The sequence below is a fragment of the Nocardia sp. NPDC059180 genome (assembly GCF_042754945.1).
Taxonomy (GTDB): domain Bacteria; phylum Actinomycetota; class Actinomycetes; order Mycobacteriales; family Mycobacteriaceae; genus Nocardia.
Genome location: NZ_JBHZBU010000011.1, coordinates 173966 through 186729 on the forward strand (window position 1 = coordinate 173966; position 12764 = coordinate 186729).

The 12764-nt window shown below is 65.4% G+C and carries 14 protein-coding genes; 6 read left to right on the forward strand and 8 right to left on the reverse strand.

The genetic code is table 11. The annotated features are described in order from the left end of the window. Window positions 1-49 precede the first annotated feature (49 nt). The gene (locus tag ACFXNW_RS27945) at window positions 50-919 is read left to right on the forward strand and encodes an amidohydrolase family protein (protein WP_379420773.1); all 870 of its coding nucleotides are present in this window, start codon (window positions 50-52) and stop codon (window positions 917-919) included. Between the two features lie 73 nt (window positions 920-992). Here the strand turns inward: ACFXNW_RS27945 and ACFXNW_RS27950 are convergent, their stop codons facing one another. From ACFXNW_RS27950 to ACFXNW_RS27965, 4 genes are all read right to left on the reverse strand, one after another. Beyond that, window positions 993-1397 carry a spore-associated protein A gene (locus ACFXNW_RS27950; protein ID WP_379420774.1) on the reverse strand — a complete coding sequence of 135 codons (405 nt, stop codon included), beginning with the start codon at window positions 1395-1397 and terminating at the stop codon, window positions 993-995. A gap of 201 nt (window positions 1398-1598) precedes the next feature. Then, window positions 1599-2345 carry a C40 family peptidase gene (locus ACFXNW_RS27955; protein WP_379420775.1) on the reverse strand — a complete coding sequence of 249 codons (747 nt, stop codon included), beginning with the start codon at window positions 2343-2345 and terminating at the stop codon, window positions 1599-1601. A 238-nt stretch (window positions 2346-2583) separates the two neighbouring features. Then, entirely contained in the window at window positions 2584-2907 is a 324-nt protein-coding gene (locus ACFXNW_RS27960; RefSeq protein WP_379420776.1) for a hypothetical protein, read from the reverse strand. 649 nt (window positions 2908-3556) lie between these two features. Then, the gene (locus tag ACFXNW_RS27965; protein ID WP_379420777.1) at window positions 3557-3757 is read right to left on the reverse strand and encodes a hypothetical protein; all 201 of its coding nucleotides are present in this window, start codon (window positions 3755-3757) and stop codon (window positions 3557-3559) included. A 586-nt stretch (window positions 3758-4343) separates the two neighbouring features. Between ACFXNW_RS27965 and ACFXNW_RS27970 the strand changes: the two genes are divergently transcribed. After that, a complete protein-coding gene (locus ACFXNW_RS27970) occupies window positions 4344-5174 on the forward strand; it encodes a DUF5753 domain-containing protein (protein WP_379420778.1) in 831 nt (276 codons plus the stop codon). A gap of 5 nt (window positions 5175-5179) precedes the next feature. Next, window positions 5180-5566 (forward strand): DUF397 domain-containing protein, encoded by a 387-nt coding sequence (locus tag ACFXNW_RS27975; RefSeq protein ID WP_379420779.1) that lies wholly within the window; start codon window positions 5180-5182, stop codon window positions 5564-5566. Between the two features lie 91 nt (window positions 5567-5657). Here ACFXNW_RS27975 and ACFXNW_RS27980 read toward each other — a convergent pair whose 3' ends face one another. Next, complete coding sequence (locus ACFXNW_RS27980; RefSeq protein ID WP_379420780.1) at window positions 5658-7202, reverse strand: DUF222 domain-containing protein; 1545 nt, start codon at window positions 7200-7202, stop codon at window positions 5658-5660. A gap of 153 nt (window positions 7203-7355) precedes the next feature. After that, window positions 7356-8096, reverse strand: a complete 741-nt coding sequence (locus tag ACFXNW_RS27985; protein ID WP_379420781.1) for an FHA domain-containing protein — start codon at window positions 8094-8096, stop codon at window positions 7356-7358. A gap of 266 nt (window positions 8097-8362) precedes the next feature. On the opposite strand from ACFXNW_RS27985, the gene ACFXNW_RS27990 reads away from it, so the two are divergent. After that, window positions 8363-8599: a hypothetical protein gene (locus ACFXNW_RS27990; RefSeq protein ID WP_379420782.1), complete on the forward strand. Its 237-nt coding sequence runs from the start codon at window positions 8363-8365 to the stop codon at window positions 8597-8599. 48 nt (window positions 8600-8647) lie between these two features. On the opposite strand, the gene ACFXNW_RS27995 is transcribed toward ACFXNW_RS27990, so the two are convergent. Beyond that, window positions 8648-9130, reverse strand: coding sequence for a DUF456 domain-containing protein (locus ACFXNW_RS27995; RefSeq protein ID WP_379420783.1), 483 nt, complete (start codon window positions 9128-9130; stop codon window positions 8648-8650). Window positions 9131-9422: 292 nt separating this feature from the next. On the opposite strand from ACFXNW_RS27995, the gene ACFXNW_RS28000 reads away from it, so the two are divergent. Further along, window positions 9423-10517, forward strand: coding sequence for a CaiB/BaiF CoA transferase family protein (locus tag ACFXNW_RS28000; RefSeq protein ID WP_379420784.1), 1095 nt, complete (start codon window positions 9423-9425; stop codon window positions 10515-10517). A 60-nt stretch (window positions 10518-10577) separates the two neighbouring features. Here ACFXNW_RS28000 and ACFXNW_RS28005 read toward each other — a convergent pair whose 3' ends face one another. Beyond that, window positions 10578-12065: a PLP-dependent aminotransferase family protein gene (locus ACFXNW_RS28005; RefSeq protein ID WP_379420785.1), complete on the reverse strand. Its 1488-nt coding sequence runs from the start codon at window positions 12063-12065 to the stop codon at window positions 10578-10580. Between the two features lie 125 nt (window positions 12066-12190). Here ACFXNW_RS28005 and ACFXNW_RS28010 point away from each other — a divergent pair, with 125 nt between their 5' ends. After that, entirely contained in the window at window positions 12191-12754 is a 564-nt protein-coding gene (locus tag ACFXNW_RS28010; protein ID WP_379420786.1) for a methylated-DNA--[protein]-cysteine S-methyltransferase, read from the forward strand. Window positions 12755-12764 lie beyond the last annotated feature (10 nt).

A 12764-nucleotide genomic window follows, 5' to 3' on the forward strand; every position in this document is an offset into this window, starting at 1 on the left:
TACCCGCTCGGGGGAAGCGCGAAACACGACGCTGAGGCATGCTGTACAGGTGTTCGATGCCCATGTCCACATCATCGATCCGCGGTTTCCGCTGATCGAAAACGAGGGCTACCTGCCGGAGCCCTACACCATCGACGATTACCGAAAGCGTATGTCGCGCTTCGATGTCGCCGGTGGCGCGGTGGTCAGCGCTTCCTTCCAAGGCAGCGATCAAAGCTATCTGCGGGCGGCGCTGGCCGAGCTCGGTGAGGGCTGGGTCGGCGTCACCAGGCTGCCCCTGGATACCAGCGACGACGAGATCGTCGAGCTGGACCGTGTCGGGGTGCGCGCGCTGCGGTTCAACCTCAAGCGTGCAGCCGCCGATATCGCCGCGATGACGTTGCAGGCGATCCGGGCTTACGAGCTGGCGGGCTGGCATGTCGAGGTCTACATCGACGGCCAGATGCTCGCCTCCCTGCAACCGGTCATCCTGAAGCTGCCTGCCCTGTCGATCGACCATCTCGGCATGTCCGAGGACGGCCTGCCCTACCTGCTGGATCTGGTCGATCGCGGCGCCAGGGTCAAGGCCACCGGCTTCGGCCGCGTCGATATGGACGTCGCCACCGCCCTGCGCCGCATCCACGCGGTCAGCCCCGAGGCGCTCATGTTCGGCACCGATCTCCCCGGCACCCGAGCCGGGCGCCCCTTCGAAGACTCCGACGTCGACCTGCTCTGCGACGTCGTCGGCACCGATATGTACAAGGTCCTCGAGAACAACGCCCGCGCCTTTTATCGGCTTCCGCCCGTGGAACGTGCGGTCCCTGACCCCGATCCGACGCTTCCTCTGCACGCACCGCCCGAACCGACTCTGCCGCTGCGGCGTTCGGATCTACCGAAACCCGAAATGCTGGATACGGTTCCGCTGCCGATCGTGGAGTGATCCTGGCCGGGCTGTCCGAACAGCTCGGGAGAGTGGTTCGCGGGCGCGCCCCGCGAACCACTCGACCCACCGTTCAGCGGCAGTGAACCTTGAAGGTCTGCCACTTGTCGTCAGCGATGAGGCCGCCCCAGTCGATGCACTGGCCCTTCGCCTCGACCGTCACCGGACCCGCGTACTCCTTGTACTGGTCGTCGTCGATGACCTCTTTGTCGTGGTCGGACGACAGCCGCAATCCGGCACCCATCCGGATCGGATCGCCCGGCTTATCACGCACAGTGACAACGCAGTTCTTCGATCCGTTGTAGGTGAGGAATACCGTGCCGCCCTTCAGCTCATGCGAGTCGATGACCTTGAATCCGGCGCCACACTGACCTCCGTAGGTCGCCGCGGACGCGGTGGCGGGGAGCAAAACCGCGGTTCCCGCCGCGATTCCGATGGCGCCCGCACATACGGCGATCGCCTTCCTGGTGTTGAGCATGTCGAAATTTTTCCTCTCGATGTGGTTCTTCGATTCAGCTACCCCCGCCGTAAAGAGCCAAAACGCGAATTTTTCCAATACAGCCGAGGAAAATCCGGATTGGATCGCCGCAATTCCCCTAGCGCACGGAATGTTCTGAGAAGCGCACAGAATCCGAGAGATCGGCCGTAATCTCCGGTCGCGGCGCCTATGGCGAGTCCCTCAGTATCGACGTGCGCCGGCGAAGGGCATTGTCGCCATATCGGATTCGACGACACCCGCACCGGAAGTCGAGGCGTGGATGACCTTCCCGCCGCCGGAGTACAGCGCGGAGTGGCCGCCGCCGTAGAACGACACCAGATCGCCGGGGCGAAGTTCGTTCCGCGAGACCGGGGTTCCGGTGGCGAGCTGCTGATGACTGGTCCGCGGTAGGTCTACGCCCGCTCGGCCGTAGGACCATTGCACCAGGCCGGAGCAGTCGAACGCATCGGGGCCGGTCCCGCCCGCGGAATAGTTCGCACCCAACTTGCTGCGGGCGGCCGTTATCGCGGCATCACCTCGGGTCTGCTCGGGGATGACGGCAGGCGCGGGCGGCAGGAGGTCTGGCAGGAAGGGCAGGTCCACAGGCAGGGGTGGGACGGTGAACTCAATGGGCCGAGCCCCGGCTGGTTCCTGGGCGGCAAAATCCGCGTTTACAGGCTCGATTGCGGGCTCGCCGATGCCGAATTTCGCGGGTGGAATGTCACCTATTGGAATGTCCGCCAACTCTGGAGCGTCGAAACTCTGCGTAACGGCAATGTTCACCGGAATGTCGAAGGTACCGACTCCGGGAACTTCCGCTGGCTGCGCGGTCGCCGATCCGGTGGCCGGTAGAAGCACTCCCGCAGCTCCAGCCGCAGAGCCGATGACCAGCAGAAATACGCGGCGCAGCCGGCGCGAATATCGCACGTCGTCGTCAGATGATGCCATGTTGCGGTCCTCCGATGCTCACATCGAGGCCGATGGCGGACGATCGTTGTTCACCACGGCCTTCGAATTGATTCGAAAAACGTCACGGTGATCTGTTCGGCCCAGTCGATCCGAGCGTCGATCTTTCATTCATCGACATTTTTAGAACAGCGGAACACGCCAACTTTATATAACAAACCAATAACGACCAATTGTGGGTCGGTAATCCGCGGACGTTGAGTGAGGCGGTAGAGACTCCTCAGCTCCTAGCGAGGCGCTCCTGCTCCTTCTGGTAGGCGCGCCACGCCTGCTGCGTCGGCGTCGGCCGTGTGGTGAGGGCCTTCCAGTCGGTCGAACGGACGAAGTTCACGACCATCAGCACCGGCAGGATGAACGCCTGGAAGAAGATCAGGTAGCTGCCACCTTCGAAGACGAACGCCAGATACCCCGCGTAGGCGAGGAATCCCGCACCGAAGGCGCCGTTGAGCCAGCGGGAAATCTCGCTCTGCCCACCCTTGACCGCAGCCATCACGAGCATGAGCGTGCCGCTGAGCACGAGCATCCAGACGTACCAATCGAACACGCGCGTTCCTCCCGAGTCGTCGTGCTGCCTAATGACAGCACCGGATGCCGAGAAGAAAACCGCTTCCCGCTTACCGAACTCTTTCGGAACCCTTGCGCCGAGGATTCGCTCGGATTCGGATCGGCACGCTGCGCCGGTTCGCACGCGGTCGGCGTGATTGCGGCTGAACGACGCGATCAGGGGAGTCCGGCGGATCCGCATTCAGTGTCTTCGAACCCGCGCCAGGTCCGCGGCAGCTCGACGCGCCTGGCCAATACCTGAGGCACCAAATCATCGTAACCATCGCGCAGTTCGGCCAGCTGTACCCACGCTTGGTGCACCCGTTCGTCGGCCGCGGGTCGGCGGGACAACTCCCAGCACGCCAACACTTGCGCCTCAGCTAGCCGCGATACGACGGATCCGAGCGACTCGGTCCCCTTCGCCGGCCCGCATCGTCCGGCCGGTAGCTGAACAGCCACCCAGGTGTCGATTGCCGCCACCACCGCCCTGATCCTCGCGCGAATTGTTGCCCGCTCCGGCGTATCCACGGTCAGATCTCGGTACAAACTCGCCAGCTCCCAAGCCCACGCCAGCAGCGGAGAACTGGTCCCACGCCCGCACCGAACCGCCGACAATAGATCGTCCGCCGAGGGAAGCGACACGCGATCCGTCACGCCGTTCGCCTGTCTCGCAACGGAATCGGCTTGGGCCCATTCGTGCGGCGCGACGTCTGCTCGTATTCGAGCCGCGCCTGAATGCTTCGCACCGACCATCCCGGATCCACGTGACGAGGTCGCAGCAGCAGCGATCCGAACCACACCACGATTGCACCGACGCCGATCCCGAGCGCGAACATGAACAGATCAACCATGGTCTGCCTCACCTCCTGACCGACCGGAGGCCGAATCGTCGCGAAGGCATGGGGACGAGATCAGGAGCCGAACACTCCGCCCCGAGCAAGGCCACGAACTCACGAGCGGTGTAGCCGAGCAAACTCACATCCGAATGCACGCGCGGCCACGCCGGATCATCAAGTCCCGGAAGCCCATCCAGGACTTCTGCTGCGCGAATCGCCGCCACCGCACACTCGGTCGGCATTGTGCGCCCCGGCAGCCACAACATCGACCACCGGTTCTGCCCCACGTACCACGCCGACCGCCGAACCGGGCCACTCTCCGGCCCGTCCCCCGACACGAGCTGCATCATCCACACCCCTCCGCTAGATGGGCCGCCGTGGTCGTGACCATCGCGGCCCGGTCATTGACTTCAATCGGCGTCTCCGTTCACTTCCCGACTCGCTGCGATACGCCGAGTGTTGATTGCCGTCACGTCTGACGTTATCCCTGACAAGTTGTCAGCGCAACCGTCAGTTTGCTGTTCTGCAAGGCGGTACGATCGGCGTGCCCCACGAAAGGAGTTGGTGCGTGCCGAAGTCACCTACGGTTGCGCGTTGGGAGTTGCTGCTCCGGATCAACCAGTGGAAGGCCGAGCAGCAAATCGATGTCAAGACCGCAGCCAAGGCGCTCAACATCACGACCAACTATTGGCACCAGCTGATGAGTGATCGGCGCGCGCTGACCGACGAGAACTTCCACGCGCTTCTGAAGCTGCTCGGTATAGCCGCGGCCGACAACGACGAGCGGCGCCTGCTCGAGTCCCTCCGCTCCGACGCACGCGCACGTGGCTGGTGGATGGACTTCTCCGCGCTCTTCGACGCCGAGACCCTTCGTCTGTTCGGCCTGGAGCACGGCGCCAAGAGTGTCCAGAGTTATGAAGGGCTGATCATCCCCGGCCTTTTACAGACGGTGGACTACATGCGCGCGATCATGGAGTCGGACCTCGCCCGAATCCGACCTGTCGATGCGGACCTCTACATCGAGGCTCGACTGAATCGGCAGAAACGATTGGTCGGCGACGGCCCGCTGGACCTGACGGCGCTGATCCACGAAGCCGCGCTGCACCAGGTGACCGGCAGCCAAGAAGTAGTGCTGGGTCAGCTGCGACACCTGAGCGCAATCGCGCAGACCGAAACAGTCGAGGTCAGGATCGTCCCGTTCAGTGCGAAAGTCCGGCCGATCCTGTCGGGTTCACCGTTCCACATCATCCATTTCGCAAGCCCAGTACTTCCATCACTGGCTTGGCATGAATCTGTGGCGACGCGCGGGATCATCGACGACAGCGTGCGAGTGCGCGAGCTGCGCATTCTCTTCGGCCGACAGCTCGACCTGGCGTTGAGCCCGGACGATTCTTTGGCCCTCATCGACCACATGGCAGATGCGATAGCCTGACTGACATGAGTGCAGCAAAACCCGTCACCAGCAAGAACGGCGGTTTCTTCAAGTCGTCGCACTCCAACGACGGCCCCGCGTGTGTTGAGGTGAAATTCGACGGCGATCGGGTGCTCATTCGGGACAGCAAGCAAACCACCGATTACGCCGATGCCCCCGCGCTGCAACCGACCATCATTCTCCCTGCGGCACATTGGGCCGCATTCCTCGACGCCGCCGCACTGCGCGCTCCGGCTGCCGTCGATGAGGTTGTTGCCATCGAACCCGTGCGCGACAACGGTGTCACCCTCCGCGCCAACGACGGCACCGCCCTCACCTACACGGCCCGCGAATGGGACGCGTTCACCTCCGGTATCGAAGCAGGCGAATTCACGCTTCTCGCCGCTGCCTGATGGACTAACTGCTGGCTGACAGGTCGCGGCTGGTCGCGATCAGGCGCGCCGACGTTGCCGACGTCCGATGCGGGCCCGGCGTCGATCGGGGTCAGGCCGCGCTTGGGCGTGGCTGCGCCTGTTGATGTCTCCATCGCCGATGTTGTTCGCGGACAAGTTCGTTGCGAATGTGGATGCGGGCCAGGGCTTCGGCCAGCAGTTCGCTTGCGCGGTGGCGGTGGTTGACCCGCGGGGTTCGGGAAGGGTCGATATGCGGTGGAGCGATCCACGCCGTGCGCCCGGCGTGGGGTGATCGCGGCCCTTCGGTGCGGGTTTTCCAGCCGCCGGGGCCGTCGTGGATGAGTGCGTGGCAGGCGTCGCACGCCAGGGTGAGGTTCTCGATGTCGGTGGCGCCCTGCTTGCGGTAGTCGAGGACGTGGTGGACCGCGCACAGGCTGGCCGGAGCATCGCAGCCAGGACGAGAGCAACCTTTCAACGCGGCGATCAGTGCCAGCCGTTGCTCTTTCGAGGCAAGGCGTTTCGTCCGGCCCAGGTGTATCGGCAGTCCGGAGTGATCGAATACGGCCAGCCAGGGCTGTGACCGTTCCGCGATGGCGAGTGCGTCGCGGATCGGTACGGTGCCGCCGGTCGCGGTGGTCGCCACCCCGGAGGCTGATTCCACGTCGTCGACGGCCACAGTCAAGATCGTCGCCACCGGCACCCCGCGATGGGCGCCGAGCCGGTCGGTGATGACACCGGATTCCAGCAGGGCCTTGATCGCGTCGTGGTTGCGCTGCGCGGCGGAGCGATGATCCCGCGAGGCTGCATCGGCCAACACTGCCGGGTCCGCGCGATCCACCTCCACCGACGGGCTGTGCTCGTCCTCCGGATTGCAGACGCCGGGCCGCGCGTATTTCGCCAGCAATGGATCCAGCAGCGCCCGCAGTACCGGGTCGATATCACCGCGGAGGTGGCTCATGCCGTCGGGGCGTTGCCGGCCGATAGTGATGCCGCGCATGCGGGCACGGTCACCGTCGGTGGTCAGCCGCCCGTCGGGGTCGAGATGAGCAAGTATCCGGTCGCCGACCTTGCCGATATCGTCCGGAGAGCCCGTGCATGCGAACTCGGCCAGGACTTCTTCGGCCGCGGCACGATCGTCGGCGGAGGCGCCGCGGGGGACTCGGTTCATGACCGCGGCGATCCCACGGGCGTGGTCACTGGAAATATCCCCGGCAGCCAAGGCTTGCGCGGTGCGTGGCAGCATCGGCTCGACAGCTTCCCCGGCCATATCGTGAAAGGTTGCGACGACTCGGGCCTGGTGTACGCGGGCACCTGCGTCGGCGCTCGCCATCCGCAGCGTGTCCATAAGGAACCGTTTCAGCGACCTCGACCCGTATCGCGCGGGCAGGGACCGTTCCCCGGCCTCCACCAGCAGCCGATGCTGAACAGCGACCAGCATCCGCGCGCACCGCTCCACCTCCCGCATCACCGCGAGCACATCGTCATCGGCCAGCGGGGCCAACGGAAACTCGAGTAGATCGGCTACCGCTGCATGCAGGGCGCCGACGGCGGGCGGTTCGGCGTTGTCCGCGCCGAACTCGCCACGCGCATCGCGCCGGACTCCGACGCCTTCTGCGATCCCCCCGCTCGAATGCATGTTCGAATCCTACCGCAGAAGGCCTTCCACAACAGAGGAAACCGGCATCTGATACGCACGTCTTCAACCTGGACGAACGACTGAAAAGAGTTGTCGTGCACGCACTACCGCACGCATCGTTCAGGTGTCGAGACGATGGAGCCCCGCCGATGATCAATTCGTCGCGGGACCCCACGGACCGGCACCTGTCGGCCGGGAACCGGAACCCTGCAGCTTGCTGTCGACGATCACGCCGCTCGCGAAGGCGCGTTCGACCAGACACAGGCGTTTCTGGTTCGGCGGCAGCTCTTCGATCCCGAAGATCCGGAACAGCGCCCGCATGTGGGTCTTGACCGTGGCGATACTCAGACTCAACTCCTCGGCAATCTGGCAGTTCGACGCGGGGAATGCGTAGGGATGCTGTGCGTCGCGGGGGCGGCACAGGGCCTCCAGGACCAGATACTGCGCGCCGGTCAGCGAATTCGTGGTCGGTGCGCCGACCAATCCGCCGGTTGGTTCATATCCGGATTCCTCGTCGCGGAGAACGAATATCGACTGCCCCATCCGAATGACATCGCCGGTATTCAACCTCCGGCATCCGCAGACTCGCTCGCCGTTGACAAATGTCCCATTCTTCGACAGTCCATTGTCGACAACGACCCAGCAGTCGCACACCCACTCGATGATGGCGTGCAGACGCGATACGGTCGAGTCGGCGGACACGCTGATATCGGCCGTTTCCGACCGCCCGACCGTCACGCTGGATGCATGACGTTTCAGCGGAAATCCACGCCACATGCCGGGCGCGATCTGGTGACACAGAGTTGGTCGAATGACTCGCAGCGGCCACGCTACCTCGCCGGCCGATGGGATCAATGATTGATCATGGCGCTCGGATCCGTTTGACCTCGACATGATTACCGGGTTCCGTTCGGGTACGTCATGATCTACCGGCTCGAGCTCAATTGCTCGGCGTGCACCCCTGCTACCACCGCGTTCTCAGCAGCTTACCTCAATCGGGGGTCTGTTCGGCGAGCGTTTCACTCCTGTTTCACACCGCCGGGCTGAAGAGATTCAGCCCCGGGGATGATGGCCCCTCGACCCGTCCGCGAGCACAGTTGATGGTGTTCATCCTTCAACAAAACGAAGGCATCTGAATGCACCAACTTTGAGGAACCATCATGAGTAAGAATACATTCCGTGCCGCGGTGGCGGCCGCGGCAATCGCGCCGATGATCGCCCTCGGGTCGGGTATCGGCACTGCGGCCCCGGTCGAGGCGCCATCGCCGGTTCAGGCACCGGTGGTTCAGGTAGAACCCGCCGTGTTGTTCTCCACGATCCCGCCCTTCTTGTGGCCGCTCATCCCGGTCTGCTTTATTCCATTCCCCCACCCCGGTTCATTCATCTGCTGGGCATAAACGGCCGATGCCGCGCGAGGGATAGTCGGGGATCCCCGCGGGGCGCTGTCACGCCACGAACGCACCGATCAACCACACGCCCGACGCCAGTAGCGCGCCGAACAGCTCGACCAGGATCGACAATCCCACGCCCTTGACCGCATGCCAGGTCGACTGCCAGGCCAGACGTTGGCCGCGGACACGCTGAAGCTCGGAAACGTACACGCCTACAACAAATCCCACGAACAATCCGACAACCGGGATAACGAAGAATCCGACGATGCCGAGGATCGCGCCGAGGTAAAGGGAGCGGTTGGGCACGCCTGCGTCGCGCAGTTTGGCGCCGGGCCAGGTGTACTTGACGACGCCCGAGATCACCAGCAGCACAGTGCTTATCGCGAAAACCGCCCATGCCGTGGCGCCGCCGGTGAGGAAGGCCCACACGGCGATCGCGCCGAAGATCAGCACAACGCCGGGCAGGATCGGGATGACGATCCCGAGCAGGCCGACCAGAATCACCAGGCCGACCAGGACCTCGCCCCACACACTCACGTATTCATCCCTCCGTTGTCGGCGCGGCAGCTCTGAGTCGGCCCGGCCGGCATTGATGCGGTCGCTCGGCTCGACGGGGATCCTGCGGGCGGCCACGTCGCCGACGCTCTCCCCGATCGCCGGGCGACCCTTATGCCCGAATTCTGTCCTATCGGGCGAGGTCGCGCAGCATGGAGGTCGGCGTCACAGTGGTCCGGGTTATTGTCGTACTGTCAATACAGTCCCCGGGCGGCTCCCGGAGACGAGCACCGGCACGCGGTGCGCAGGATTCGACGACGAACCGAGGTAGGGCGTGAGCACTCCATCCACCACGCAGGGCCCGCTCGCGGGCATCCGGGTTATCGAACTGGCCGGTATCGGCCCTGGTCCGCACGCCGCGCTGCTGCTGGCAGACCTCGGCGCCGAGGTGGTGCGCGTCCAGCGGGCCGGTCAGCTGCCCGGCGGCTTCGATCGGCCACAGCTGCGCGGCCGCACCATCGTGGAGGCCAACCTGAAGGACCCGGCCGACGTGCAGAAGGTGCTCGGCCTGCTCGACAAGGCCGACGTCCTGATCGAGGGCTTCCGGCCCGGCGTCACCGAGCGGATGGGCCTGGGCCCCGACGACGTACTGGCTCGCAACCCGCGCCTGGTGTACGGCCGGATGACCGGCTGGGGCCAGTTCGGCCCGATGGCCGACCGCGCAGGCCACGACATCAACTACATCAGCCTCACCGGCGTCCTGCACGCCATCGGCCGCAAGGGCGAGCGCCCGGTGCCGCCGCTGAACATGGTCGGTGACTTCGGCGGCGGCTCGATGTTCCTGGTCTTCGGCATTCTCGCCGCGCTGGTGGAACGACAGAGCTCCGGTAAGGGGCAGGTCATCGATGCGGCGATGGTCGATGGCGCCCTTGCCCTTTCGCACATGATCTGGGGGATGCGCGGCTCCGGCGCCTGGTCCGACGAACGCGGCGTGAACCTGCTCGACACGGGTATGTCGTTCTACGACACCTACGAAACCGCCGACGGCAAGCACATGGCCGTCGGCGCCATCGAACCGCAGTTCTACGCCCAGCTGCTGGCCGGACTCGGCATCGACCCCGAAGGCCTCCCCTTCCAGATCGACCCCGCGGGCCAGGACACCCTGAAAAAGCTGTTCGCCGAACGCTTCCGCACCAAGACCCGCGACGAGTGGGCCGAGGTCTTCATCGGCACCGACGCCTGCGTCACCCCGGTGCTGACCTTCGAAGAAGCCACCGAGAACGACCACATCGTGGCTCGCGAGTCCCTGCTGGATCTGGAGAACATCACCCAGCACGCACCGGCCCCCCGCTTCTCCCGCACTCCCAACCCCAACCCCACCCCGCCGCCTACCGCAGCGACGCCGATCGAATCGGTCTGGGCGGACTGAGCTTTCAGCACACGACGGCCGGGTCACCTTCTGGTGGTCCGGCCGTTGTCGGCTATCCGCTCAATAGCAGGTGAGCGGCTGGAGGGGCTCGGCTGCTCGTGGACTGAGGGCTGCGTACGCACCGGCCATCGACTCGACCGCGCGGTGCAGGTCGGCGCTCGGATGGGTGAAGGGCAGGCGCACGAAACGTTCGAAGGCGCCCTGGACGCCGAACCTCGGGCCCGCAGCAAGCAGGACACCGTGATTCGGTGCGGTGGCCGCGAGGGCCGTGGAGACCGGGGCAGGTAGCTGCGCCCAGACCGACATGCCGCCCGCGCTCGCCGCCACCTGCCAATCCGGGAGGTGCTCGGACAGGGCGGCCAACAGGGCGGCGCGCTGGTCGCGGAGTTGGGTGCGGCGGTGGGCGAGTATGGTGTCGGCGTGCTCGATGAGGTACGTCGTGGCGAGCTGGTCCATGACCGGGGTGCCGAGGTCGACGGTGGCCCGGATACTGAGCAGGCGCGTGATGAGCGACTGACCTGCGCGGATCCAGCCGACTCGCAGACCGCCCCAGAACGATTTCGACGCCGAACCGATGGTGATGATCTCGGCGCCGCGGGCGAACGATGCGGTGGGGGGCGGTGGGGTGGCATCGGTGAGGGCGAGGTCGGCCATGGATTCGTCGATGATGATGGCCATGCGGGTGTCGCGGGCGATGGCGGCGAGTTCGGCGCGGTCCTCGGCGGGCATGAGCAGGCCGGTCGGATTGTTGAAGTCGGGCACGAGGTAGGCCAGAGTCGCCGCGGTTTGCCTTGCGGCGCTGCGAATTCCGTCGAGATCCCAGCCGGACTCAGGACGCAGTGGCACCGGGACCGGGCGGGCGCCGACGTCACGGATGGCTTCGATGGCGTTCGGGTAGGTGGGGTGATCGATGAGCACGCGCGCGGCGGGTGGTGCGAGCACATTGAGCAGCAGCCTAAGTCCGTGCTGGGCGCCGAGGGTCACCAGGATCTGGTCCGGATCGGTGGGCAGCCCGCGTTCGGTGTAGCGGCGCGCGATGGCCTCGCGCAGCGCGAGCACGCCAACCGGATCCATGCCATGGGTACTCAGATACGACGGAATACCTTGCAGTGCAGTTGTATACGCCGCCTCCATTTCCGGCGGCGCGGCCATGGCGGCGTAGGTGAGGTCGACGGTCGGCTGATCGGCGGCGCCCATCATCGCCAGGATGCCCTTGGCCGGTCGACTGCCGTCGTGCTGGACCGTCGGCGGCAATGCGACGGTGCTGCGCGAACCCTGCCGGGTGATCAGATAGCCGTGCTCGCGTAGCAGCGAGTAGGTGGAGGTGATGGTGGTGCGGCTGACGCCGAGGGTGGTGGCGAGGTCGCGCTCGCTCGGCAGTGCGATGCCCAGCGGAGCACGTCCGTCGTGGATGAGCAGGCGGATACCTTCCGCCAACGCCAGGTAGGCGGGGCGCGCGGGCTTACGGGCTACCCCGTTGGCCTCCGGGTCCCGCCAGCTGCCGAGGTCGCGAGACAAGCCCGCCGCACCGATCACACGTGTCGCCATACAGTCCAGTATCGGGGCAGTGGCTCTTTTCCGGCAAGGCCAGTCGGCGGCTGCTGTACAGTCCAGTTGATCCAACTGGACTTCTCATGCCGAATCTGTCGGTGGCACCGGGCACACTGGCGACCATGAAGGCAGCAGCCGGCTCGCCGGTTACGGCGGCACTGTTCGACACCGCGATCGGAGCCTGCGCGATCGCGTGGCGCGCGGACGCGGTCGTGCGATTCCAGCTACCCGAGGCGAGCCGGCAGGCCACTCGCGCACGCATCACTCGCGACAGCCCGGAATTCGGCTCGGTCCAAGAAGCCGAACCCGGCGGCGTGATCGCCGACGCCATCGCCGCAATCCGCGCCCACCTCGACGGCGAGCTCGACGATCTGCGCTGGATCCCCCTGGACACCAGCACGATCCCGCAGTTCCATCGCTCGGTGTACGAGGTAACGCGTGACATCGACCCCGGCCACACCCTCAGCTACGGCGAGGTGGCCGAACGCGTCGGCGCCGTTGGCGCGGCACAGGCCGTCGGGCAAGCCCTCGGCCGCAATCCGATCCCGCTGATCATCCCGTGCCATCGCGTCCTCGCTTCCGACCATGGTCTGCATGGTTTTTCCGCACCGGGAGGCATCGACACCAAACAGCGACTCCTGCAGATCGAACGCACGCCCGGCATCGGCGAACCGACCCTGTTCTGAACCGAGGGCC

Excerpts from the sequence above, each read along its gene's own strand:
- ACFXNW_RS27980 (WP_379420780.1), bottom strand. The coding sequence starts at position 7,202 with ATGCATTCGAGCGGGGGGATCGCAGAAGGCGTCGGAGTCCGGCGCGAT.
- ACFXNW_RS27965 (WP_379420777.1), bottom strand. The coding sequence starts at position 3,757 with ATGGTTGATCTGTTCATGTTCGCGCTCGGGATCGGCGTCGGTGCAATC.
- ACFXNW_RS27985 (WP_379420781.1), bottom strand. The coding sequence starts at position 8,096 with ATGTCGAGGTCAAACGGATCCGAGCGCCATGATCAATCATTGATCCCA.
- ACFXNW_RS27955 (WP_379420775.1), bottom strand. The coding sequence starts at position 2,345 with ATGGCATCATCTGACGACGACGTGCGATATTCGCGCCGGCTGCGCCGC.
- ACFXNW_RS28010 (WP_379420786.1), top strand. The coding sequence starts at position 12,191 with ATGAAGGCAGCAGCCGGCTCGCCGGTTACGGCGGCACTGTTCGACACC.
- ACFXNW_RS27975 (WP_379420779.1), top strand. The coding sequence starts at position 5,180 with ATGAGTGCAGCAAAACCCGTCACCAGCAAGAACGGCGGTTTCTTCAAG.
- ACFXNW_RS28005 (WP_379420785.1), bottom strand. The coding sequence starts at position 12,065 with ATGGCGACACGTGTGATCGGTGCGGCGGGCTTGTCTCGCGACCTCGGC.
- ACFXNW_RS27950 (WP_379420774.1), bottom strand. The coding sequence starts at position 1,397 with ATGCTCAACACCAGGAAGGCGATCGCCGTATGTGCGGGCGCCATCGGA.
- ACFXNW_RS27990 (WP_379420782.1), top strand. The coding sequence starts at position 8,363 with ATGAGTAAGAATACATTCCGTGCCGCGGTGGCGGCCGCGGCAATCGCG.